Origin of the sequence: Halorubrum sp. Atlit-26R (assembly GCF_003666015.1) — an archaeon.
In the GTDB taxonomy this organism is placed as follows: domain Archaea; phylum Halobacteriota; class Halobacteria; order Halobacteriales; family Haloferacaceae; genus Halorubrum.
In genome coordinates this window covers 1-22,009 of record NZ_QPLT01000006.1, presented here as the reverse complement: position 1 = coordinate 22,009, position 22,009 = coordinate 1, and the positions used below count along the sequence as shown (strand labels likewise).

General features: G+C 69.0%; 20 protein-coding genes. 3 read left to right on the top strand and 17 right to left on the bottom strand.

Annotated features, from left to right (window positions below):
* Positions 1 to 36 precede the first annotated feature (36 nt).
* From citZ to alaS, 5 genes are all read right to left on the bottom strand, one after another.
* A complete protein-coding gene (gene citZ, locus DVK07_RS08130; protein ID WP_121596585.1) occupies positions 37 to 1,182 on the bottom strand; it encodes a citrate synthase in 1,146 nt (381 codons plus the stop codon).
* A gap of 209 nt (positions 1,183 to 1,391) precedes the next feature.
* Complete coding sequence (locus DVK07_RS08125) at positions 1,392 to 3,281, bottom strand: PINc/VapC family ATPase (RefSeq protein ID WP_121596584.1); 1,890 nt, start codon at positions 3,279 to 3,281, stop codon at positions 1,392 to 1,394.
* Positions 3,282 to 3,367: 86 nt separating this feature from the next.
* On the bottom strand, positions 3,368 to 4,084 hold the full coding sequence (locus DVK07_RS08120; RefSeq protein WP_121596583.1) for a type 1 glutamine amidotransferase: 717 nt from the start codon (positions 4,082 to 4,084) through the stop codon (positions 3,368 to 3,370).
* A 115-nt stretch (positions 4,085 to 4,199) separates the two neighbouring features.
* Positions 4,200 to 5,003 (bottom strand): alpha/beta fold hydrolase, encoded by an 804-nt coding sequence (locus DVK07_RS08115; protein WP_121596582.1) that lies wholly within the window; start codon positions 5,001 to 5,003, stop codon positions 4,200 to 4,202.
* 30 nt (positions 5,004 to 5,033) lie between these two features.
* Complete coding sequence (alaS, locus tag DVK07_RS08110) at positions 5,034 to 7,814, bottom strand: alanine--tRNA ligase (protein WP_121596581.1); 2,781 nt, start codon at positions 7,812 to 7,814, stop codon at positions 5,034 to 5,036.
* Between the two features lie 233 nt (positions 7,815 to 8,047).
* On the opposite strand from alaS, the gene DVK07_RS08105 reads away from it, so the two are divergent.
* The 3 genes from DVK07_RS08105 to DVK07_RS08095 are packed head-to-tail and all read left to right on the top strand — an operon-like array spanning position 8,048 to position 10,509.
* Positions 8,048 to 9,937: an ATP-binding protein gene (locus DVK07_RS08105; protein ID WP_121596580.1), complete on the top strand. Its 1,890-nt coding sequence runs from the start codon at positions 8,048 to 8,050 to the stop codon at positions 9,935 to 9,937.
* 60 nt (positions 9,938 to 9,997) lie between these two features.
* Positions 9,998 to 10,276 (top strand): signal recognition particle subunit SRP19, encoded by a 279-nt coding sequence (srp19, locus tag DVK07_RS08100; RefSeq protein ID WP_121596579.1) that lies wholly within the window; start codon positions 9,998 to 10,000, stop codon positions 10,274 to 10,276.
* 2 nt (positions 10,277 to 10,278) lie between these two features.
* A complete protein-coding gene (locus tag DVK07_RS08095) occupies positions 10,279 to 10,509 on the top strand; it encodes an H/ACA ribonucleoprotein complex subunit GAR1 (RefSeq protein WP_121596578.1) in 231 nt (76 codons plus the stop codon).
* A gap of 12 nt (positions 10,510 to 10,521) precedes the next feature.
* Here the strand turns inward: DVK07_RS08095 and DVK07_RS08090 are convergent, their stop codons facing one another.
* The 12 genes from DVK07_RS08090 to DVK07_RS08035 form a co-directional block, all read right to left on the bottom strand.
* On the bottom strand, positions 10,522 to 10,830 hold the full coding sequence (locus tag DVK07_RS08090; RefSeq protein WP_121596577.1) for a hypothetical protein: 309 nt from the start codon (positions 10,828 to 10,830) through the stop codon (positions 10,522 to 10,524).
* 132 nt (positions 10,831 to 10,962) lie between these two features.
* On the bottom strand, positions 10,963 to 12,465 hold the full coding sequence (locus DVK07_RS08085; RefSeq protein ID WP_121596576.1) for an NADH-quinone oxidoreductase subunit N: 1,503 nt from the start codon (positions 12,463 to 12,465) through the stop codon (positions 10,963 to 10,965).
* Positions 12,458 to 13,972: a NuoM family protein gene (locus DVK07_RS08080; protein WP_121596736.1), complete on the bottom strand. Its 1,515-nt coding sequence runs from the start codon at positions 13,970 to 13,972 to the stop codon at positions 12,458 to 12,460. Before DVK07_RS08080 ends, DVK07_RS08085 begins: the two co-directional genes overlap by 8 nt.
* A gap of 14 nt (positions 13,973 to 13,986) precedes the next feature.
* Complete coding sequence (gene nuoL, locus DVK07_RS08075) at positions 13,987 to 16,035, bottom strand: NADH-quinone oxidoreductase subunit L (RefSeq protein ID WP_121596575.1); 2,049 nt, start codon at positions 16,033 to 16,035, stop codon at positions 13,987 to 13,989.
* Position 16,036: 1 nt separating this feature from the next.
* Positions 16,037 to 16,357, bottom strand: a complete 321-nt coding sequence (gene nuoK / locus DVK07_RS08070; protein WP_004596404.1) for an NADH-quinone oxidoreductase subunit NuoK — start codon at positions 16,355 to 16,357, stop codon at positions 16,037 to 16,039.
* On the bottom strand, positions 16,354 to 16,701 hold the full coding sequence (locus DVK07_RS08065; RefSeq protein WP_121596574.1) for an NADH-quinone oxidoreductase subunit J: 348 nt from the start codon (positions 16,699 to 16,701) through the stop codon (positions 16,354 to 16,356). The genes nuoK and DVK07_RS08065 overlap by 4 nt, the downstream gene beginning before the upstream one ends.
* Complete coding sequence (locus DVK07_RS08060; protein WP_008440357.1) at positions 16,698 to 16,964, bottom strand: NADH-quinone oxidoreductase subunit J; 267 nt, start codon at positions 16,962 to 16,964, stop codon at positions 16,698 to 16,700. Before DVK07_RS08060 ends, DVK07_RS08065 begins: the two co-directional genes overlap by 4 nt.
* A gap of 49 nt (positions 16,965 to 17,013) precedes the next feature.
* Positions 17,014 to 17,475, bottom strand: a complete 462-nt coding sequence (locus DVK07_RS08055) for an NADH-quinone oxidoreductase subunit I (protein ID WP_006113010.1) — start codon at positions 17,473 to 17,475, stop codon at positions 17,014 to 17,016.
* A 1-nt stretch (position 17,476) separates the two neighbouring features.
* The gene (locus tag DVK07_RS08050) at positions 17,477 to 18,550 is read right to left on the bottom strand and encodes a complex I subunit 1 family protein (protein ID WP_121596573.1); all 1,074 of its coding nucleotides are present in this window, start codon (positions 18,548 to 18,550) and stop codon (positions 17,477 to 17,479) included.
* Positions 18,550 to 20,214 carry an NADH-quinone oxidoreductase subunit D gene (locus tag DVK07_RS08045; protein WP_121596572.1) on the bottom strand — a complete coding sequence of 555 codons (1,665 nt, stop codon included), beginning with the start codon at positions 20,212 to 20,214 and terminating at the stop codon, positions 18,550 to 18,552. The genes DVK07_RS08050 and DVK07_RS08045 overlap by 1 nt, the downstream gene beginning before the upstream one ends.
* Positions 20,211 to 20,909, bottom strand: coding sequence for an NADH-quinone oxidoreductase subunit B (locus DVK07_RS08040; RefSeq protein WP_121596571.1), 699 nt, complete (start codon positions 20,907 to 20,909; stop codon positions 20,211 to 20,213). Before DVK07_RS08040 ends, DVK07_RS08045 begins: the two co-directional genes overlap by 4 nt.
* The gene (locus DVK07_RS08035) at positions 20,909 to 21,325 is read right to left on the bottom strand and encodes an NADH-quinone oxidoreductase subunit A (protein ID WP_004596397.1); all 417 of its coding nucleotides are present in this window, start codon (positions 21,323 to 21,325) and stop codon (positions 20,909 to 20,911) included. Before DVK07_RS08035 ends, DVK07_RS08040 begins: the two co-directional genes overlap by 1 nt.
* Positions 21,326 to 22,009: the final 684 nt, after the last annotated feature.

The following is a 22,009-nucleotide window of genomic DNA, read 5'->3' as shown; positions in this document are numbered from 1 at the left end:
GGAAAGAAAAGCGCGCCGACCGACGGAACGCGCCGCCTACCGCTCGTCGACGGGAACGAACTCGGCGTCCTCGGGACCGGTGTACCGGGCGCGCGGGCGGATGAGGCGGTTGTCCTCCTGGTACTCGGCGACGTGGGCGATCCAGCCGCCGACGCGGCTCATCGCGAAGATTGGCGTGTACATGTCGACAGGGATGCCGAGCGAGTCGTAGACGGAGCCGGAGTAGAAGTCGACGTTCGGGGCGATCCCCTTCTCGACGAGCCCCTGGTCGGTGAGGTACTCCTCGATGGCGGTGGTGTAGTCGAGCCACTTCGTGTCGCCGGACGACTCCGAGAGGTCGCGGAGCTTCTCTTCGAGGATCTTCGCGCGGGGATCTTTCACCTTGTAGACGCGGTGGCCGAACCCGGGGATGCGTCCGCCGTCGTCCTGCCGGTCTTTCACCCACTCGACGGGGTCCTTCGCGGAGGCGTCGATCTCGTGGAGCACCTCCATCACGTCCTGGTTGGCGCCGCCGTGGAGCGGGCCGGAGAGCGCGCCGATGCCGCCGGTGACGCCGGAGTAGACGTCGGCCATCGTCGAACCGATCACCATCGCGGTGAACGTGGAGGCGTTGAGCCCGTGATCGGCGTGGAGCGTGAGCGCCATGTCGAACGTCTCCTCGCTCACGGCGTCGGGCTCGGTCCCGGTGAGCATGTAGAGGAAGTTCCCGGCGTGCGAGAGGTCCGGGTCGGGAGCGACCGGCTCTTCCCCCTGCCGGACGCGCTCGAACGCGGCGAGGACCGTCGGGATCTTCGCCGTGATCCGTCGGCCCTGACGGAGGGTGGCCTCGCCGTCGTCGTCGCTCTCACCGTCGGGGTCGTACGCCGACAGCATCGACGTCGCCGTCCGGAGCGCGGCCATCGGCCGCTCGCCGGCGTCCGCGAGCGCGCGGACCGTCTCGATGACGTCGTCGGCCACCTCGCGCTCCGCCGCGAGGTCGGCGGCGAACGAGTCGAGCTCCGCGGCGCTGGGCAGGGAGCCGTGCCACAGCAGGTACAGCACCTCCTCGTAGCTCGCGCCGCGCGCGAGGTCCTCGATGTCGTACCCGCGATACACGAGCTTCCCGACCTCGCCGTCGACGTAGCTCAGATCCGACTCCGCGACGAGGACGCCCTCGAGCCCGCGTTTTAACTCATCGGCCATACCACGTCGTTCCGACCAACGGCAAAAAAGCGTTATCTTTCAGGAGGAATACGGTACGTCGATCGTGGTACGCCACCGCGTCGGACGACGACGTGACAGGGTTCGGAAACGTCCGCGAGCCGGGCGCGGCGCAGCCGAACGGGGTCGCCTCGGCGCGCCGGAGCCGGCCGGTTGTCGTCACGACTCACCGTCGCCGGTCGCCTCCCGCCTCAGCGCGCCGGGACGACCGTCACCGTCCGGTTCCGGTCGATCGCGTCCTCTAACTCCTCGGCGATGGCGGAGCCGCGGGAGACCTGAACCTCGCCGCCGCGGCCGACGGTGGCGGTGAAGAGGTACTCGCCGTCGGCGCGTACCTCGACCGTCTCGCCGACGCCGTCGTCGACGTCGATGACGACGTGTCGCGAGGTGATCTCCGGCGCGACCACCGTCCCGCGCTCGGCGCCGACCTGCCCGTCGCCCCGGCCGTTCGAGGACGCCCCGCCGGCGGCACCGCCCCCCGACCCGCCGGGCTTCTCGTCGTGCGTTCGGACGTCGATGTCGATTCCGAGCCGGTTCTCGATGTCGGCGATGCGGCCGCCGCCCTTCCCGATCACGGTGCCGATGTCGCCCTCGGTGACGTAGACGACCGCCTCGTCGTCGCCGTTGAGCTCCACGTCGACGTGACCGTGCGCGACCGACTTGATCTCGCGTTCGATCTCCTTTTTCGCGATGCGCCCGACGCCGCTCTCGCCTTCGGCCCCGTCGCCGTCCTCGTTCAGCGGCACCGTGACGACCTGCCGGTTGAACGTGTATATCTCGTACTCCGGCCGGCCGGTCTCGAAGTTCGACACCTGGATGACCGGGCGAGCGAGGTCTTCCGCCGTGAGCCCGGCGGGGACCTTCACCTCCGTGGTCACGTCGTAGACGGTGTGGACCTCGCCGGCCTCGATGTAGACGACGGTGTCGACGATCTGGGGGATCATCCCCAGTTCGACGCGGCCGACGAGCCGCTGGAGCGCGTCGATCGCGCGGGAGGCGTGGACGACGCCGACCATCCCGACGCCGGCCATCCGCATGTCCGAGAACACCTCGAAGTCGTTCGTCTTCCGGACCTCGTCGTAGATGGTGTAGTCGGGCCGGACGAGGAGGAGCGAGTCGGCCGTATTCTCCATCTCACCGCCGAGCGCGCCGTACTGGGTGATCTCCGGGCCGACTTGGAGGTCCCGCGGCTTCTCCATCGTCTTCACCGCGTAGTCGCTGTCGTTCAGGAACTCGGCGACCGCCTGCGCGAACGTCGACTTGCCGGCGCCGGGCGACCCCGAGATGAGTACGCCCCGCTTCCGCTCCGTGAACCGGTCGCGAAGCTCGTCGGCGAACTCGTAGTCGTCGAGCGTCGTCTTCGCGATGGGGCGGACGGCGGTGATCTCGATCCCGTCAGCGAAGGGGGGCCGCGCCACCGCGATCCGGTAGTTCCGGAACTGGACGATGTCCATCCCGTCGCCGGAGAGCTCGATGAATCCCTCGTTCGACTGGCGAGCCAGATCGACGATCGAGTTGGCCCACTCGCGCATCTGTTCCTCGTCGGTCGGCTCGTCGGCTATCTCGACGTAGCGCATCTCGCCGAGGGTCCCGCGCTTCGCCTTCGGGACGGTGCCGGTCTTGAGGTGGACCGACATCGTCTCGTCGGTGAAGAACTCCTGAATCGGGAGCTCGTCGACGACGCCGCGGGCGACGGGCTCGACGTACTCGACGTCGAGGCCCTTCGCCCGGGCGACCTCGGCCTGGACCACGTCGCTGGACAAAAGCGTCGCGTCGTGGTCGGCGGCCAGATCGCGGATCAGCGCGTCCACGTCGCCCTCGTGGGCGTTCGAGCGGGCGTCGCCGCTCGCGCGCTCGCCGACGTACCGCAGCTCGATCGTCCCCTCGTCGGCGAGGTCGGCGAGCCGCTTCAGCTCGCTCAGCCCGTCCCAGCCGGATTCGAGCCCGTCGTTCGCCTGCGACTCCAGCTCGCCGACGACCGCCTCCGGGACGAACACGGTGACCGACTCGTAGGTCCCGTCCGCGACGCGTTCGGACACGCGGCCGTCGACGACCGCGCTCGTGTCCGGTACTACGTTCATACCGAGGATCGGTCCGGCAGGCGTATAAGGGTGTTCGACCGGGGGCGCTCGACCGCGGGGGCCGTCCGCTCGCTCCGACTCCCCGCTCAGTCGTCCGCGGCCGCCCGCTCCGACCGCCCGGCCGCCAGCCGCTCGGCGTACGCGGTGAAGTTCTCGAACAGCGCCTTCGCCTCGCAGGCGGCGTCGTACGCCTCGGGGGTGATCGACTCTAAGACGCCGTCCACGCGGGCGTCGCCGATCTGCTCGCGCTTCCCGTCCGTCACCTCGCGGGCGGTCTCGGCGTCGTACTCGGGGTGGAACTGGACGCCCCAGCAGCGGCCGTCGCGGAACGCGTGGACGCCGCGGTCGTTCTCGGACAGCAGCGTCGCGGACGGCGGGAGCTCGACGACGGCGTCGCCGTGGGTCGTGAAGGCGGTGAACGACTCGTCGATCCCGTCGAACAGCGGGTCCTCGCGAACCTGCCGGATCTCGTTGTAGCCGATCTCGAACCCGTCCATCCCCGCGACGCGGCCGCCGAGCGCCTCCGCGAGCACCTGGTGGCCGTAACAGACGCCGAGAACGGGACAGCCGGAATCGGCGGCCTCGGCGACGTAGTCGACGAGCGGCGGGATCCACGCCTCGTCCCAGTAGACGGACGAGCGCGACCCCGTCACGACGACGCCGTCGAACTCGGTGTGGTCGGGGAGGTCGCGGTCGACCGCGTCGAACTCGACGAGGTCGGCGTCGAGCTCCCGGCGGAAGTTCCGACGGGTGTTCGCGCCGTCGTGGGCGGCGTTCAACAGGGCGAACCGGAGGCGAGTCATCGACCGAACGGAGAGCCGAGAGTCACAAAACGGTTGCGGCGCCGGAGGCGTCGGCCGCCGACGGGGACGCTCCGATCCGGCCCGTGCCGCGACCGGACCGGAGCCGCGGCACCGCCTACTCGAACGCGGCGCTCGCGTGTTCCGCGAGCCAGCCGACGAGCAGGTCGTTGACGGCGGCCGACGCCTCGACCCCGACGAGGTGCCGGGCGCCCTCGACCGAGTGGAACTCGCCGCGCGGGAGCCCCTCCGCGAGCGTCTCTCCGGCCGTGACCGGACAGGCGGTGTCGTCGTTCCCGTGGACGACGAGCGCGGGCGTTGTGACCTCGAAGAGCGAATCGGCGAGGTCGAACCCCGCGACCGCGGCGCGGTGCGTCTCGTACGCCTCGCGGTCGGCGTCCTCGGCGAGCCGCCACTCCGCGATCCGCGAGAGCGCGTCCGGGTGCGCCTCGCGGAAGTCCGTCGAGAGCAGTCCGTTCAGCGATCCCTCGACCGCGGCCGGGTCGCTCGGGTCGGCCCAGACGCCGGCGGGGTTGTACGCGTCGCCCGCGGGCGGCGTCCCGATCAGGACGAGACTCGCCGGCCGCGAGGACGTCAGCGCGGCCGTCAGCGCGACCATCCCGCCGAGGCCGTAGCCGACGAGGTGGGCGTTGCGGATCCCTTCGGCCGCACAGACCGTGTCGACGTCGGCGGCGAGGTCCGCGACGGTGTACGGGCCGGGCGGCGCGTCCGACCGGCCGACGCCCCGCGTCTCCGGAGTGATCACCGTGTGCGGGCCCGCCAGCGCGGCGTGTTGCCACCCGAACTGCCAGGCGCCAAGGCCGACGTCGCCGCAGAACACGACGGCCTCGTCGTCCGGGCCGGCGTCGGGCGCGTCCACCTCGTACCGGATCTCGGTGCCGGCGTTGGTCGCGTAGGGCATGGATGAGTGGTGGTGCGCGGATTGGGGCCGTCAGGCCTCTTGGAGGCTGCGGAGGACGTCCGGCGCCGCTTCGAGCGCGTCGTCCAGCGCGTCGACGTCCGGGCCGCCTCCCTGCGCGAAGTCCGGGGGGCCGCCGCCGCCGCCGCCCACGCGCCCGGCGAGTTCGGAGACGACCTGCCCCGCGTTCACCTCGACGCCGTCGGGAACGCCGACGACGAAGCTCGCGGAGCCGCCGGCGCCGCTGCCGATCACCGCGACCTTCCCGTCGTCGACGTGGGCGTTGGCGGTCGCGCGCAGTTCGTCGGCGTCGCCGTCGAGCCGCTGGATCACGGCGGTCGTCCCGGCGACCTCGACCTCCTCGGCGTCGGCACCCCCGGAGGCGCGCGCGGCCGCTAACTCCTCTTTGAGCGACTCGATCTCCTTGCCCCGCGCCTTCCACTCCTCGAAGAAGCGCTCGGCCGTCTCGGGCACGTCGAGCGGGTCGACGTCGAGGGCGTCGGCCGCGTCGTACAGCGCGTCCTCTGTGCGCTGGGTCGCCTCGACCGCCGCGGCGCCCGCGGCGAAGGCGATCCGCTCGACGCCGTCCTGAACGGGCTCCGTCTTCAGCACCTTCACGGCGCCGATCTCACCGGTCCTGTCGACATGGGTACCGGCGCAGGCCTGGACGTCGGCGTCGCCGACGTGGATCAGCCGGACGTTCGTTCCCGGCGGGACGCCGCCCTGATACAGGTCGAAGCCGTGTTCGGCCTCCGCCTCGTTGCGGTCGGGCCACTCTTGCCGGACGGGCACGTCGTCGCGAACCAGCTCGTTGGCGACGCGCTCGATGGCCTTCACGTCTTCCCGGGTGATACGCTCGAAGTGACGCACGTCGAGCCGCGCGGAGTCGGTCCCCTTCTGTGCGCCCGCCTGCCGGACGTGGTCGCCGAGCACCTCGCGGGCGGCGTGGCCGATCAGGTGGGTTGCGGTGTGGTGCGCCCGGAGCCGCTCGCGGCGGTCGCCGTCGACCTGCCCCCTGACGAACTCGCCCTTCCCGGGGTCCGCGTCCGTGCGGTGGAGGACGACCCCGTCGACCTCCTGGACGTCGGTGACGTCGACGGTCGTCTCGCCGACCGTGAGCTGGCCCCGGTCGGCCGGCTGCCCGCCGCCCTCGGGGTAGAACATCGTCTGGTCCAAGACGACGTCGTACCCCTCCTCGGCGTCCAACACGTCGAGGACGACCGCCTCGAACTCCGTGCGGCCCTGGTCGTCGTAGAACAGCTTCTCCGTCTCGGGAAGGTCGGCGAGCCGCTCGTCGCGCTCGTCGGCCGCCGCCGCGGCGTCGCCCTCCTCGTGGCGGTCGGCGACGAGCGCGTAGAAATCGTCGGGCACGTCGACGGCCGCGCCGCGCTCGTCGGCGATGTCGGCGACCATGTCGGGCTGGATCCCGTGGGAGTCGTACAGCTCAAGCAGCTCCTCGGTCGGGATCGGCTCGCCGGTGCCGGCGTACTCGTCGGCGAGCTGCTCGACCTTCCGGGCGCCGCGCTCCAAGGTCCGCTCGTACTTCCGCTCCTCGCTGCGGACGATCTCGCGGATCGTGTCGCGGTTCTCGTAGCCGAGCCGGTCGGCCTGCATGTCGACCAGCTCGTCGAGGGGCGCGTCGACGCCCACCTCGTCGACGAGCCGCTTCATCCGGCGCAACACCATCCGCGCGAGGTAGCCAGTCCCGACGTTCGACGGGACGATCTCGTCGCCGAACATGTACGCGAGCGTCCGCGAGTGGTCGGCGATCGCGTAGATCGATTCGAGCGGCTCGACCAGATCGCGCAGCCGGCCGACGTCGACGTCGAGCCGGTCGGCGATCTCCCCGCGGGCGGCCTCCACGTCGTCGACGTCGTCGATGTCGAGCCGGCCGGAGAGCTTCGCGGCGCGGTGGACGAGCTCCCGTTCCGCCTCGGTGTGGTCGATCCCGGCGTTGTGCTTCAAAAAGTCGATGGCGTCCGGGTAGATCGCCTCGTACACCGTCGCGGTCCCCTGGCTCATCCACGTCCACCGTTCGAGCCCGTACCCGGTGTCGACGATGTACGTGTCCATGAACGAGTACGAGTTGCCGTCCTTCATCTCGTAGTCGCCGTCCGGGTCCTGCTCCATACACATGAAGACGAGCGTCGCCAGCTCGGCTCCCTTATAAATCACCTCGATGGCGGGGCCGGCGTTGCCGCCGCCGACCCACGGGTCCTCGATGTAGGTGATCTCCTCCAGATCGGCGCCGAGGGACTCGAACAGCTCGTCGCAGTACTGAACCGTCTCGTCTTTCCAGTACACCTCGCCGTGGTAGGCGTACTCGTCCTCTTCGACCTCCTCGCGCGTGTTGAACGCGTGGTGGGCCATCATCTCGAACGCCATCGTGTGGCGGCCCGTCTTGCCGACGTTGTCGATGTCCTGCATCCGGATACAGGGCTGGGAAACCGTCAGCGGGTTCGCGGGCGGCGGCGTCCGCCCCGAGGTGACGAGCGGCTGGAAGTCGTAGATGGACGCCTGCGTCAGGAGGACGTCGTCGCGCCAGCGGTTCGCGGCGACCGGGTAGGGGTCGATCCGCTCGTGGCCGTGGTCTTCGAAGAAGGAGAGGAACGCCTCGCGCATCTCTGACAGCGAGTGAGTCTCCGGGAAGCCCGGGTCGTCGATGAAGCTGTAGTCCTCGCAGGGCGGCTCCCCGCACAGTTCTCGCTCCCCGTCGCGGGTCCAGAAGTGCGCGCCGCAGGAGGTGCATTCCTTGCGCTCGAACCCTTCTTCCTCGAAGTAGTCGAGACGGTACTCCGCTTCGAGATCGCTCATTACACGAACGTGGCCCGTGTTGCTCCAAAAGGGTTCCGGGGTCGCTCGTCGGGCCCGACGGCGCCGCTCGCCGCCGCGAGACGGGCTCGACGGGGGGTTTCCGGACGGAGCGACGGCGACCGAATGCGCGGACGGCCGGGAACGCCGCGATCGGTCGGAAACGGACGACTGCGCCGCGTTCCGGCGATCGGTAAGAAGATTTATACTCTCTGCGCGGCCTTTCACGTACAATCGTGACTTCTGCGTTGGGCGAGCACGCCTCGGTCCTCGTGCTCGACGACGATCCCGAACTCGCCGGCGAGCTCGGGACCCACCTCGGCGCCGAGCGCCGCGACTCCGACGACTGCGGTGCGGTCGAGACGCACGCCGCCGCCCCGGACCGAGTAGACGAGGCGCGGCTCGCCGGGGCCGACGTGACGGTCGTCGTCGACGAGGCGGGGCTCGAACGGGTCCGGCCGGTCGACCGCGTCGGCGCCGTGGTCGCGTACGCCGACGACCCGACGGGTCGGATCGCGACCGACCCGCTCGTGGACGCGGTCGCGGGCACGCCCGAGGCGCTCTCGGAGACGGTGTCGTGGCTGCTCGCCCGCGACCGCCGGTCGGTCGTCCGATCGAAACCGGCCCGGACCCCCTCGCGGATCGAACAGCTCAACGCCGGGATGGCGGAGCTCGCCGCCGTCAGGTCTGTCGACGAGGCCCACCGGGCGGCCATCGCGGTCGCCGAGCAGGTGTTCCCCGGGTACCAGAGCGTTGTCGCGGTCCGGGACGGGGAGTGGGTCGAACCCGTGGTCGCCTCCAGCGGGACGCCAGTCGAGGACTGTAACCGCGTCCGCGTCGGGAGCGGCGTGGCCGGCAGGGCCGTCCAGACCGGCGACGCATCCATCGCGCCGAACCCGAACCCGGAGAGCCGGTTCGACACGGTCCTCACCGTCCCTGTGGGCGACGACGTCGTCTTCCAGCTTGCGAGCGACGACACCGGAAGCGGCGCCGAGTTCGACGACGCCGACCGCCGGCTCGCGGAGCTGCTCGCCTCCCACCTCGAGGAGACTCTCGATCGGATCGCGGTGACGGAGACGCTTCGGACCGAACGCGACAGGCTGCTCGCGCTGTTCACGAACGTCCCGGACCCCGCCGTCGCCTACGACTACGTCGACGGCGACCCGGTCGTCCGACAGGTGAACGAGGCGTTCGAGGCGACGTTCGGGTACGAGCCGGAGACGGTGGTCGGCGAGTCCATCGACGACTACATCGTTCCCCCGGACGCCGACACGGAGGCCGAGGAGCTCAACGAGCAGCTCCGGCGGGGCGAGAACGTCCGGCGGGAGGTGACTCGGATCACCGCCGACGGGCCGCGGCACTTCATCCTCCACGTCATCCCGATCCGCCTCGGCGCCGCCAACGCGGCGGGATACGCCATCTACACCGACGTCACCGACCGGCGCGAGCGCGAGGAGACCCTCCGGCGGCAGAACGAGCGGCTCGACGAGTTCGCCTCCATCGTCTCCCACGACCTCCGGAACCCGCTGTCGGTTGCGGAGGGGTACGTCGAACTCGCGCGGGAGACGGGCGACGTCGACCACCTCGAAAAGGCCGCGGACGCGATCGACCGGATGGACGAGCTCGTCGCCGACCTCCTCTCGCTGGCCAGGGAAGGGCGGTCGGTCGGGGAGACCGAGTCGGTCTCGCTGGACGCGGTCGCCCGCGAGGCCTGGGAGAGCGTCGACACGGGCGACGCGACCCTAACGATCGAGGCCGACGGGACGCTGGCGGCGAACCGGACTCGGCTGCGCGAGCTGTTGGAGAACGTCTTCCGGAACAGCGTGGAACACGGTTCCACGAGCGGCCGCGACTCCCCCGACGCCCCGCTCACGGTCCGGGTCGGGGCGGGGACTTTCGGCGCGGACGACGGGAGTCCCGCGGACGGCTTCTACGTCGAGGACGACGGCGTCGGGCTCCCGGAGGAGGACCTGGACCGCGTGTTCGAGAGCGGGTTCACGACCGACGAGTCGGGCACGGGGCTCGGGCTCGCCATCAGCGAGCGCATCGCCGAGGCCCACGGCTGGACCGCCCACGCGCTCGCCGGCGCGGACGGCGGGGCCCGCTTCGAGTTCCGCACCGGCTGAGCGGCCGTCGGACGCGCGCCGGTCCGAAACGACCTTACGCCGCGCGCGAGGGTATCCGGTATGGTCGAGAACGTCGTCTACCCCGCCTACTTCGACGCCGAGCTGTCCCGTTCGGAGGGCCGCCGCGTCCCGACGGACTTGGCGGTCGAAGCGCCGACCGTCGACGAGATCGCGAAGGCCGTCCAGCAGGTCGGTTACGACGCGGTCGTCGAGCGCGACGCGACGTACTCCCGGGAGTTCGAGGCCCGCGGCTACGTGGCCGTCAAGGGCACCGAGGACACCGCGAAGAACGACCTCGTTCAGGCGATCGCCGCGTACCTCGGCGTGCTTCGGGAGTAACCGTGCGGCGCGTCGGTACCGTCGTCCGCACGGCCGGCGGACTCGCGATCGCCCGGGGCGACCCCGACGCCGAGCCCCCCCGAATCGGCGCCAGCGTCGTCGACGAGTCGCTCTCGACGGTCGGCCGCGTCGTCGACGTGTTCGGGCCGGTCGACCACCCCTACGTGGCGGTCACGCCCGGCGACGGAGTCGGACTCGCCGACCTCGTCGGCGGCAAGCTGTACGCGCGGTAGCGCCGGGCGGCGCTACGCCTCGGCGCCGGGGTCCGCCTCGTCGGAGCCGTCGCCGACCACGTCGAAGTCCCCGATCTCCTTGTCAGTGCGAGCGAGCCGCTCGGCGACCAGCAGCTTCTCGCGGCGCTCTAAGCGGTCCCAGTCGATATCCGCCGGCGGCGACGCCTCCAGCGACTCGAACCGTTCGATCACCGCCTCGTTCGCGAACCGCTCGAACGAGCCGCAGTTCGGACAGGTCCGCGAGAGGTGCGACGTGTCGAACGACCGCGTGACGGTCGCGTCGAGGCAGTTCAGACATCGATAGGTGCGAGTCCGAGACACGCGATCACCGAGGTGCCGGACGAACGAGTATCTGTGGGCGGCGGCGCGCGGCTCGGGGATCGGAACCCGGCGGGCGCGGAGCGGTCGCTGCGGGCGTCGAGTACGTCGAAAGGAAGGAAGTCCCGCGGCCGCTCAGAACAGCGCGGAGGCCGCTGCCTCGGCCGTCTCGATGACGGGGCCGAAGCCGGGCAAGAGCAGCACCGTCGCGACCGCCGCGAAGATAACCGCGGCGTACAGCGCCGTCGGCCGCACGTCGATCGCGTCGAGCGCGCTCGACGACTCGGGGTCGTCGAGCCACAGCGCCTTCACGACCCGGCTGTAGTAGTACAGCGAGACGACGCTGTTTATCGCGCCGAGGCCGGCGAGCCACAGGAAGCCGTTGTCGATGGCCGCCTGGAACAGGAAGTACTTCGAGAAGAACCCGGCGAACGGCGGGAGCCCAGCCAGCGAGAACATGAACACGGCCATCGCCGTCGAGGCGACGGGCGCGCGGCGCGCGAGCCCGGCGTAGTCCTCGAAGGTGCGACCGACCCCCCACCGCTCCGCCATCGCGACGAAGAGGAAGGCGCCGGTGTTCATGAACCCGTAGACGAGCAGGTGGGCCATCGCGGCGCCCATGACGGTGCCGTTGGCGGGCCCGTCGACAGTGAGCGCGGCGACGCCGATGAGCGCGTACCCGGCGTGCCCGATGGAGGAGTACGCGAGCATGCGCTTGACCTCCTCCTGAACCGCGGCCGCGAAGTTACCGAGCGTCATCGTGACGGCCGCGAGGATAGCGAAGGCGAGCATCCAGTCGACGTTCGCGGACACCGCCATCTCCAGCGGGAACGCCTCGGTGAACACGCGGAACGCGACGACGAACCCGGCGGCCTTCGAGGCCGACGAGAGGAACGCGCTCACCGGCGCGGGCGCGCCCTCGTACGCCTCCGGCGCCCAGAAGTGGAACGGGACGGAGGCCGTCTTGAACGCGACGCCGCCGATCATCATCACGACGCCGACGCCGAGGACGCCGGCGAGCCCCTCGATCGAGGCCGACGCGATGTCGGCGAGGATGAGCGACCCCGTCGCGGCGTACACGAGCGAGATGCCGAACAGGAAGATCGCCGACGAGAGCGCGCCGACGAGGAAGTACTTCATCCCCGCCTCGACGCTCCCGCGGTCCTGCTTGAGGTACGCGACGAGCACGTACGACGGCAGCGACACCATCTCTAAGGCGACGAACACGACCGCGAGCGAGTTCGCGACCGCGAGCAGCGCCATCCCGGTCGCGGCGAACGTGACCAGCGAGTAGAACGCCGCCGGGTTGGCGTGGTCGTGGAAGTAGTCGTGCGCGGCGACGAGGACCAGCGCGGTCACCGACGCGAAGATGGCGGTGAAGAATAACGCCAATGTGTCCACCTTGATCGCGTCGGCGAACAGGAGCACGGCGCCGCCGTCCGGGCTCACGCCGCCGCTCGCGGTGAGCCAGACGGTGGCCGCGAGCGCGGCGAGCGAGCCGAACGCGCCGACGACCGCCATCGACGTGTTCGACCGCGCGTCCGGACGGACCGTGTCGACCAACAGCAGCGCGAGACCGGTGAACGCCAGGATCAGCGCCGGCAGCAGCGCCGTCACGGCGGGCAGTCCGTTAACCATCGATCGTCACCCCCTCGACCACGGGAACGGCAGCGTCACGGATCATCTCGAAGAAGATGTCGGGCGCGACGCCCAGCACGATGATCGCCACCAGCAGCACCGCGAGCGGGGCGACGTCGTGGAACGCCGCGGGGCCGACCTCGTAATCGGTCTCGAGTTCGAACGGGCCGAACAGCGTGCTCTGCATCGCCGACAGCAGGTAGCCGGCGACGATGACGATGCCGAACATCGCCAGCGCCGTGAACACCGGCGCATACGGGAGCGCCGGCGCGGACAGCGAGCCGACGAAGATGAAGAACTCGCCCGCGAAGCCGGCCATCAGCGGCAGTCCCATGTAGCCGAAGGCGCCGGCGACGAGGATGCCGACGGTGACCGGCATCCGGTCGGCCATGCCGGCCATGTCGCCGACCATCCGGGTGTGGGTCGCGTTGTAGATGACGCCGACCGCCATGAACATCAGCCCCGAGATGAGGCCGTGCGCGACCATCTGGAACGTCGCGCCGCCGATACCGTACTCGGTGAAGACGACCAGCCCGAGGATGACGTAGCCCATCGACGAGACGGAGGAGTAGGCGACGATCCGCTTGAGGTCCTTCTGTGCCAACGCCAACATCGCGCCGTAGATGACGCTGATGACGGCGATCGCCGCGATCGGTATCGCGAGCATCGATGCCTGCTCCGGGAGCATCGTGAAGTTGAACCGGAGCAGCGCGTACGTCCCCATCTTCAGGAGGACGCCGGCCAGGAGCACCGACGCGGGCGTCGGCGCCTGAACGTGGGCGTCCGGGAGCCACGTGTGGAACGGCACGATCGGGACCTTCACCGCGAATCCGAGGAACATCGCGAGGAACGCGACCATCGCGACCCGGTCCGGCGGGATGCCGAACCACGTCCCCAAGTCACCCGCGGCGATCGCCTGCGCGATCTCGGGCAGCGCGAACGACGACACCGAGTCGCCGAGCGCGAACACGAGGCTCATGAAGCCGATGAACATCAACAGCGACGCCGCGTTCGTGTAGACGAAGAACTTGATCGCGGCGTACTTGCGGCGCGGGCCGCCCCAGATCCCGATGAGGAAGTACATCGGGACCAGCACGGCCTCCCAGAAGACGAACCAGAGGAAGAAGTCGAGCGCGGCGAACACGCCGAGCAGGTTCGCCTCCATGAACAGCATGAGGCCGTAGAACTGGCTCTGTCGCGCGTCGACGGGCGTCCACGCGCTGAGGATCGCCAGCGGCACGAGGAACGTCGTGAGCACGAACAGCGGGAGGCTGATCCCGTCGAGCCCGACGAACCACGAGACGCTGCGACCGCCCACTTCGAGCCACTCTATCTGCGTCGCGTACGCGATCTCGCCGCCGAGCAGCGCGTTGCCGCCGGCCTCGAAGCCGGACCACAGGTAGAGGCTGCCGACGAACGGGATCAGGCTGATCGCGAACGCCAGCCGGCCGGCCCACTCGTCGGGCGCGAGGAACACCGTCAGCGCGCCGACGAACGCGGCCGCCATGAGCGCTTCGAGTATCACAGGAACCACCCCCCGGTCGCGCCGAGCACGAGCAGCAGCGCGACGAGTCCGAAGGTGAGCAGCGCGGCGTACTGCGAGACGACCCCCGACTGGAGCTTCCGGATCCGGCCGCCGCCGGTCAGGCTCACCGACGAGACGCCGTTCACGACGCCGTCGATGATCCCCTGGTCGAAGGTGTTCGCGCCGCCAGCGACGTCTTCCGTCCGATACGCGAGCCAGACCTGCAGTTCGTCGAGGTAGTAGTTGTTGTACAGCACGTCTTTGATCCCGCCGAGCTTGGCGGTGTGTTCCGTCGGCGACGGCACGTTGTAGAGCCGCCAGGCGAGTCCGAGTCCGAGCAGCGCGAGGCCGAGCGAGACGGCCGCGCCGACGAGGACGGTTCCGACCTCACCGCCGACGAGGTACGCGCTGCTGTACGGGCCGATGTCGGCGTAGTGGTGCGAGGAGAGTCCTTCAATTCCGCCCCACTCGTTGTCGAGCCAGCGGTGGAGCAGGTCGATCCCCTCCAGTCCGAGCACCTTCTGGACCGGAACCATGTTGATGAGGCCGGTGACGACCGCGAGCGAGCCGAGGACCGTCAGCGGGCCCTTCACGTTCCAGCGGACGGACTCGGGGTCGCGGGCGGTGTCGCTGCGGGGCTCGCCGTGGAAGGTCAGGAACACCATCCGGAAGGTGTAGAACGCTGTGACCGGCACCGCGAGCAGTCCCATCAGGTAGCCGCCGAGCAGCAGCGGGTCGTTGAGGCCGTGGACGAGCGCCTCGTAGAGGATCTCGTCTTTCGACCAGAAGCCGGCGAACGGGAAGATCCCCGCGAGCGCCAGCGAGCCGGCGAGGAAGGTGTAGTACGTCACCGGCATCTTCGATTTCAGCCCGCCCATGTCCCACATGTCCTCGTTGTGGTGCATCGCGATGATGACCGACCCGGCGCCGAGGAACAGCAGCGCCTTGAAGAACGCGTGGGTGGTGAGGTGGAAGACGGCGGCCACGTACCCGCCCGCGCCGAGCGCGAGCATCATGTAGCCGTACTGCGAGATGGTGGAGTACGCGAGCACCTGCTTCAGCTCGTCTTTCACGACCCCCATCGTCGCCGCGAACAGGGCCGTGAAGCCGCCGACGAAGGCGATGACCGCCATCGTCGTCGGCGTCAGCACGTAGAAGCCGTACATCCGCGCGACGAGGTAGACGCCGGCCGCGACCATCGTCGCGGCGTGGATGAGCGCGGAGACGGGCGTCGGGCCCTCCATCGCGTCGGGGAGCCAGGTGTGTAGCGGGAACTGCGCCGACTTCCCGACGACGCCGCCGAGGACGAGCAGGCCGACGACCGTCAGCCACGTGCCGAGGTCGAGGCCGCCGGGCGTCCACGCCACCGACCCGGAGCCGTTGAGCGCCGCGTCGGCGAGCGCCGGGAACGACTCGGGACCGGCGAACTGCGCCGTGCCGAAGGTGGCGAACACCGCGACGACGCCGACGAGGAAGAAGTAGTCACCGAAGCGGGTGACGAGGAACGCCTTCTTCGCGGCCGACGGCGGACCGGGCTCCCTGAAGTGGAAGCCGATGAGCAGGTACGAGCAGAGCCCGACCAGCTCGAAGAACATGAACGCCATCAGCAGGTTGTCGGCGACGACGAAGCCGAGCATCGACGCCGTGAACAGGCCGAGCCCGGCGTAGTAGCGCGGCAGGCCCGTCTCGCCCTCGTCGTTCATGTAGCCGAGCGAGAACACGTGGACGAGCAGCGCCACGAGCGTCACGATGACGAGCATGAGCGCCGACAGCGGGTCGATCAGGACGCCGAACGTGAGCTCGATGTCGGTCGGCCCGATCCCCGCGCCGCCCTCGCTCGCCCAGTAGTACAGCGTCTCGTCGTACGCCCGCCCGCCCGCGACGGTCGCCGCGACCCAGACCGACAGCAGGAACGAGCCGGCCGTGGCCGCGATGCCGCCGAAGGCGCCGCCCTTCGGGAGGTACCTGCCCGCGCCGAGCGCGACCAGGAACGAGAAGAACGGGAGGAGCACGATCGCCGGAACGTATGCGAATGCGTTCACCATCTTACCACCTCATCTCCGCGGGAACAGTCACGTCTGTCGTGCCGAAGTTGCGGTATAACACGAGTATGATGCCGATGCCGATGGCGACCTCCGCGGCTGCGAGCGCGATGACGAACAGCGCGAACACCTGCCCCGTGAGGTCGCCGTAGTACAGCGCGAACGCGACGAAGTTGATGTTTGCCGCGTTCATCATGAGCTCGACGCTCATGAGGAAGTAGAGCGCGCTCCGCCGCGTCAAGACGCCGAACAGTCCGATACAGAACACGGCCGACGCCAGCAGCAGGTACCACGACGGCGGGATCGAGGCGGCGACGGCGGTCACCGGCGGTCACCCCCGTCGGTGAACGCCTGCCCGAGCGCGGAGACGACCGTGTCGTCCTCCTCGCGCTTCGCCAGGTAGACGGCGCCGTCGACCGCGACGTCGAGCGCGACCGCGGCGATCAGGAAGGCCGCGAGGAACCCCTCGGACGGCACCGCGCCGAGCTCGTACTCGGCGAGGTTGAAGAGGGCGTACCCGATGTTGTGGACGACCGAAGCGTCCGCCGGGAAGCCGACCTCCCCGAAGCCGAACGTCGCCCCGTTGACCGCGGCGACCAACACCGCGAACAGCCCGCCCACGGCGATCGCGGGTGCGATCCGGGAGCCGCGGCTCTCGTCGTTGCTCACGCGCTACTCACCTCCGTTTCAGTGTCCGATCGCGTGAGCATCACGGCGAACGTGACCAAGATGAGGACCCCGCCCACGTAGACGAGGATCTGCATGGCGGCGATGAACTCCGCCCGCAGCATCACGTAGTGCACCGCGACGCTCGTGAGGGCTCCGCCCAGAAGCAGCGCGGCGTGGAACACGTCGCGCGCCAGGACGACCCCGAGGGCGAACGCCAGCGTGACCGCGGCGAACAGCCCGAACGCGATGGTAGCATAAACCATTGTGTTTGTCTCCTATGAGAACCCCTTTGAAGATTTCGAGACGTGCCCGCTACTGGTAGTCGACCTCGCCGTCGCCCTCCCCGATCCACGCGCCGCGATCGGGGTTGCGGGACTCCAGCGGGTCGATTCCCTTGTACCACGGGACGTTCTTGAGCTGTTCTTTGTTGAACACGAAGTCGTCCTTCGTGTCGGCGGTGAACTCGAAGTTCTGCGTCAGCAGGATGGCGTCGACGGGGCAGACCTCCTCGCAGAGCCGGCAGTAGATACACTGCCCGATGTGGAGGTTGTACTGCTCGCCGTTGCGCTGGTCGTCCTGAACGATCTGGATCGTGTCGTTCGGACAGACGTTCTCGCACTGGCGGCACCAGATGCACCGCTCCTGGCTGAACTTGTGGACCCCGCGGAACCGCGGGCTCACCTCGGGCGCGTCCTCCGGGTATTCCACCGTGAACGTCGTCCCGTCCAGCGCGTGTTTCATCGTCGTCGCCATCGATTTCATGAGTCCGATCATATCAGGCGATCACCCCCACGATTACGGCCGTGAGCACCAGGTTCGCGAACGACAGCACCAGCATTCCCTTCCAGCCGATCTCGATCAGCTGGTCGATGCGGACGCGCGGCAGCGCCGCGCGGGCCCACTGCGTGAACAGGAAGAAGCCCCAGATCTTCACCACGAACCAGATGAAGCCGATGCTCTCCGGGCCCGGACCGGACGCCCCGCCGAGGAACGTCACGGCGAGGATCGCGCCGCCGAGGAAGATGTGGACGAACTCCCCGAGGTAGAAGAGGACGAAGTACGCCGAGGAGTACTCCGTCTGGTACCCCGCGACGATCTCCGTCGGCGCCTCCGGGATGTCGAACGGGTTCCGCCCGATCTCCGCCATGTTCGCGGTGAGGAACAGCACGAACGCGAACGGGTTCACGAACGCGTACCACGACGGGATCGAGACCCCTGCGATCGTCACCAGCGTCTCCGTCTGCGCGCCGACGACGCCGCTCATCTGGAGCGTCCCCGAGAAGATCACGACCGACATCGCCGTGACGATGAGCGGGATCTCGTACGCGAGGTTCTGCGCGACCGCGCGGAGCCCGCCGAGCAGCGAGTACTTGTTGTTCGACGCGTAGCCGGCCATCACCAGCGAGACCGAGGCGATCGACGCGAACGCGAACACCAGCGCGAACCCGACCTCCGGGTCGGCGAGGTGGAGGTTGATCGGGCCGAGCTGCCCCATCGGGATGACGGAGAAGCCCAGGAGCGCCGACGCCGGCAGGAGGATCGGCGCGATGTCCCACGAGGGGCGGTCGACGCCCTCGGGGATGATGAGCTCCTTCGCGAGGAGCTGGACCGCGGCCGCCGGGATGATTAGGAGCCCGTACGGGCCGATCCGGTCGACCGCGATCCGGTCGGTGAACGCGGCCGTGATCTTCCGTTTCGCCCACGGGCCCGCGACGCCCGTGAACGCAAGGATGATGTTGCCGACGACGAACGCGGCGACGAGCGAGGCCGCGACCTCGCCGATGACGCTGTCGAGCCCGAGCGTGTCGACGATGAACTCGGGGAACAGCTGCGCGGGCGCCGTGCCCATCAGCGGTCCACCTCCCCGAGAACGACGTCGAGGCTACCGAGCGCGGCGATGACGTCGGGGATGTACTCCCCGTTCGCCATCTCCGGCAGCGTCTGGAGGTTCGAGAAGCACGGCGACCGGATCTTGAACCGGGCCGGCTTGTCCGTCCCGTCGGCGCGGATGTAGATGCCGAGCTCGCCCTTGGCGCCCTCGACGGCGCGGTAGATCTCCGTGTCGTCGTCCGGGCGCAGCGTGCGCGGCACGTTCGCCTGGATGTTCCGCTCGTCTTCGGGCCAGTCCTCGAGCAGGTCGACGCACTGCTCGATTATCTTCGCGGACTCCTCGACTTCCCGCATCCGGACGAGGAGGCGGCTGAAGTTGTCGCAGCCGTCCTCGGTGACGACGTCCCAGTCGAGCTCGTCGTAGTAGCCGTACGGGTCGTCGCGGCGCAGGTCGTAGTCGACGCCCGAGCCGCGGGCGACGGGCCCGGTCGCGCCGTAGTTCTTCGCGACCTCCGGCGGGAGGATGCCCGTGTCGATCGTCCGCATCTGGAACACCTCGTTCGAGGTGATCAGGTTGTGGTACTCCTCGACGGACTCCGGGAGCTGGTCGAGGAAGTCCCGGGTCTTCGAGAAGAACTCCTCGCGCGGCTCCGGCAGGTCCCAGACGACCCCGCCGAGCCGGAAGTAGTTGAACATCAGCCGCTGGCCCGTCAGGTCCTCCAAGAGGTTCTGGACGCGCTCGCGGTCGTTGATGGCGTACATGAACGTCGCCGTGAAGTCGCCGTTGATGTCGAGCGCGAACGTGGCGAGCGCGAGCATGTGCGCCGCGATCCGGCACATCTCCGCGCCCATCGTGCGGATGACCTGCGCGTACTCGGGCACCTCGATGTCCGCGAGGTCCTCGGCCGCGCGGGCGTACGCCCACTCGTTGAGCAGCCCCGCCGAGATGTAGTCCCAGCGGTCCGGGTACGGCATGATCTGGTGCCGGTACGTCCCGGACTGCGCCATCTGCTCCTCGCTGCGGTGGAGGTAGCCGATGTCGGGCTCGACGTCGGCCACCTGCTCGCCGTCGAGGACCGTCTTCAGGTGGAGGACCCCGTGGGTCGCCGGGTGGTGCGGCCCGATGTTGAGGAACATCGTGTCGGACTCGGCGTCCTTGTGGTGGTCCTCCAGCGGGTTCGCGTGCTCCGGCAGCGTGGCGATCTGCGGCCGGTCCTTGTCGTAGTCCATCGACAGGGGGTGGCCCTGCCAGGTCTCGGGCAGCAGGATCCGGCGCAGGTCGGGGTGGTCGTCGTACTCGATCCCGATCAGGTCGTACGCCTCGCGCTCGTGCCAGTCGGCCGTGCGGAAGACGGGCTCGGCCGACTCGGAGACGGGGTCGTCCTTGTCGGCGGGAACGACGATACTGACCTCCTGGGTCGGGTCGTCGTACTTCTTCAGGTGGTAGATCGACTCGTAGCGGTTCTCGTACTCCTGTGCGGAGACGACCGAGAGGTGGTCGTAGCCGGCCTCCTGTTTCAGGGTCCGAAGCGTCTCCTGAACGGTGTCCGGGCGGATGACGAAGCCGGGCGCGTTCAGGTGGTCGTCGCGGTCGACGACGAGGTCGCCGAGCAGCGCCTCAAGCTCGTCTGGCGTCTGCTCGACGGCGCCGTCGTCGACGGTGTCTGGTCGTTCGAGGCTCATGGCGAATCAGCGAAGTTGTACCGCATGACGAGCTCGTCGTCGTCTATCTGGTCGGTCAGCTTGTCGACGAGTTCGTCGCGTTCGAGGTCCGAGAACTCCTCTAACTCGTACGGCTTCACCGTGACGGGCGCGGCCTCGCCGTTGGCGACGCGCTCCTGCAGCTTCACGACGCCGTACACGAGCGCCTCGGGGCGGGGCGGGCAGCCGGGGACGTGGATGTCGATCGGGATGACCTCCTCGGCGCCCTTGATCACGTTGTACCCCTCCTGGAACGGGCCGCCGGAGATGGTACACGAGCCCATGCCGACGACGAACTTCGGCTCGGGCATCTGGTCGTAGACGCGCTTCATCCGCGGGGCGAACTTCGAGACGATCGTCCCGGGGACGATCATCACGTCGGCCTGCCGCGGCGACGCGCGGGGGACGCCCGACCCGAAGCGGTCGAGGTCGTGTTTCACCGCGTAGGTGTGCATCATCTCGATGCTGCAGCAGGCGATACCGAACTGCAGCATGAACATCGAGGAGCCCCGACACCAGTTCAGGAACTTGTCGAACTTGGTGAGGATGAACGGCGAGGAGCCGAACGCCTCACGCAGGCGGGAGTTGAACCGGTCTCCCTGCCCGGTCATCCTGGCGTCTCTGGTCTCGGTTACGACTTGCGAATCGTCGGTGATAAACGGTTGATCGCTGCTCATTAGTTGATGTCCTCCGTCGTCTTTCTGCTGGTCGCGCGGGGGCTGCGGGCCCAGCTGATCGCCCCCGACCGCCACGCCCAGACGAGTCCGACCGCGAGGATTCCGACGAACGCCAACATCGGCCACAGCAGGTCGGCCATCGGCACGCCGGCCTGGACGGCCGGACGGTAGATGACCGCCCACGGGAACAGCAACACGGTCTCGATGTCGAACACGACGAACAACAGCGCGACCATGTAGTACTGGATGTTGAACCGGATCCGCGTCCCGCCCGTCGGGGTCTCGCCGGACTCGTAGGTGGTACTTTTACCGGTCTCAGGCACGCTCGGACGGAGCAGCGCCGACACTGTCATCATCGCTATCGGGATGAGCAGGCCGACGACCGCCAAGGCGCCAATCGCTATCCAATCGCTCATATAGGTCTCCGTAACGTGCTGGCGTTTGGACCGCCCCCTCATAAGCGTTGAGTCTTGTGCGTCCGCGTGCGTGCGGGCCGATATCGCCCGTTCGCGGTCGAAGCACCGGCGAAGCGACCGGCAGCCGTCGATCCGGATCGGAGGGCGAGTCGACGGAAGCGCACCGATTTTGGGGCGCGCGGAACGGAGTTCGTTTATAAATGAGCGCCGGTGCGGTCGGCGCGTGCCGACGAGCGCCCGCAGGGCGCGATGTCGCACGCGCGAGGGAGTCGGGCGCGGCGAGGGCGACCGGAGGGAGCCCGCAGGACGCGCCCGACGAGGCTGGGGAGGCGTGAGGCTGCGGTTGCTGTGCGGTGCGGGGCGGGACTCAAAGGGGCAGTCGCGAGGCCGCCGTAGGCGACGCAAGCACCGCAGCGAGGGAACGGAGTGACTGAGCGAGGAGCACAGCGAGCGTACGGCGGCCTCGCGACTGGGGCTTTGGCGGTGTTCTTGACCGATCTACCGTCACCGGCGTAACGCTGAGCGACTGAGAATTTATAAGCGTCTGCCGAATCCCCCGTCGCGTTAAGTTAGAGGATGAGGCGCTCGACTTCAGAGTGTCTATGGCCGAAACCGAGCGCCTCAGCGAACGTATCGCGTGGATCGACTTGTCGTTTGTGGAGCGAGATCGAACGCCGCGATGGG

What these genes read in the sequence shown, in the direction of transcription:
- DVK07_RS08080 (WP_121596736.1), bottom strand. Translation starts at nt 13,972, where the DNA reads ATGGCGGCCGCGTTCGTCGGCGCGCTGACGGTGTTCCTCGCGCCCGAC.
- DVK07_RS08085 (WP_121596576.1), bottom strand. Translation starts at nt 12,465, where the DNA reads ATGGTTAACGGACTGCCCGCCGTGACGGCGCTGCTGCCGGCGCTGATC.
- nuoL (WP_121596575.1), bottom strand. Translation starts at nt 16,035, where the DNA reads ATGGTGAACGCATTCGCATACGTTCCGGCGATCGTGCTCCTCCCGTTC.
- DVK07_RS08115 (WP_121596582.1), bottom strand. Translation starts at nt 5,003, where the DNA reads ATGCCCTACGCGACCAACGCCGGCACCGAGATCCGGTACGAGGTGGAC.
- DVK07_RS08035 (WP_004596397.1), bottom strand. Translation starts at nt 21,325, where the DNA reads ATGAGCGATTGGATAGCGATTGGCGCCTTGGCGGTCGTCGGCCTGCTC.
- DVK07_RS08040 (WP_121596571.1), bottom strand. Translation starts at nt 20,909, where the DNA reads ATGAGCAGCGATCAACCGTTTATCACCGACGATTCGCAAGTCGTAACC.
- DVK07_RS08055 (WP_006113010.1), bottom strand. Translation starts at nt 17,475, where the DNA reads ATGATCGGACTCATGAAATCGATGGCGACGACGATGAAACACGCGCTG.
- citZ (WP_121596585.1), bottom strand. Translation starts at nt 1,182, where the DNA reads ATGGCCGATGAGTTAAAACGCGGGCTCGAGGGCGTCCTCGTCGCGGAG.
- DVK07_RS08120 (WP_121596583.1), bottom strand. Translation starts at nt 4,084, where the DNA reads ATGACTCGCCTCCGGTTCGCCCTGTTGAACGCCGCCCACGACGGCGCG.
- DVK07_RS08045 (WP_121596572.1), bottom strand. Translation starts at nt 20,214, where the DNA reads ATGAGCCTCGAACGACCAGACACCGTCGACGACGGCGCCGTCGAGCAG.
- DVK07_RS08050 (WP_121596573.1), bottom strand. Translation starts at nt 18,550, where the DNA reads ATGGGCACGGCGCCCGCGCAGCTGTTCCCCGAGTTCATCGTCGACACG.
- DVK07_RS08060 (WP_008440357.1), bottom strand. Translation starts at nt 16,964, where the DNA reads ATGGTTTATGCTACCATCGCGTTCGGGCTGTTCGCCGCGGTCACGCTG.
- srp19 (WP_121596579.1), top strand. Translation starts at nt 9,998, where the DNA reads ATGGTCGAGAACGTCGTCTACCCCGCCTACTTCGACGCCGAGCTGTCC.
- DVK07_RS08125 (WP_121596584.1), bottom strand. Translation starts at nt 3,281, where the DNA reads ATGAACGTAGTACCGGACACGAGCGCGGTCGTCGACGGCCGCGTGTCC.
- alaS (WP_121596581.1), bottom strand. Translation starts at nt 7,814, where the DNA reads ATGAGCGATCTCGAAGCGGAGTACCGTCTCGACTACTTCGAGGAAGAA.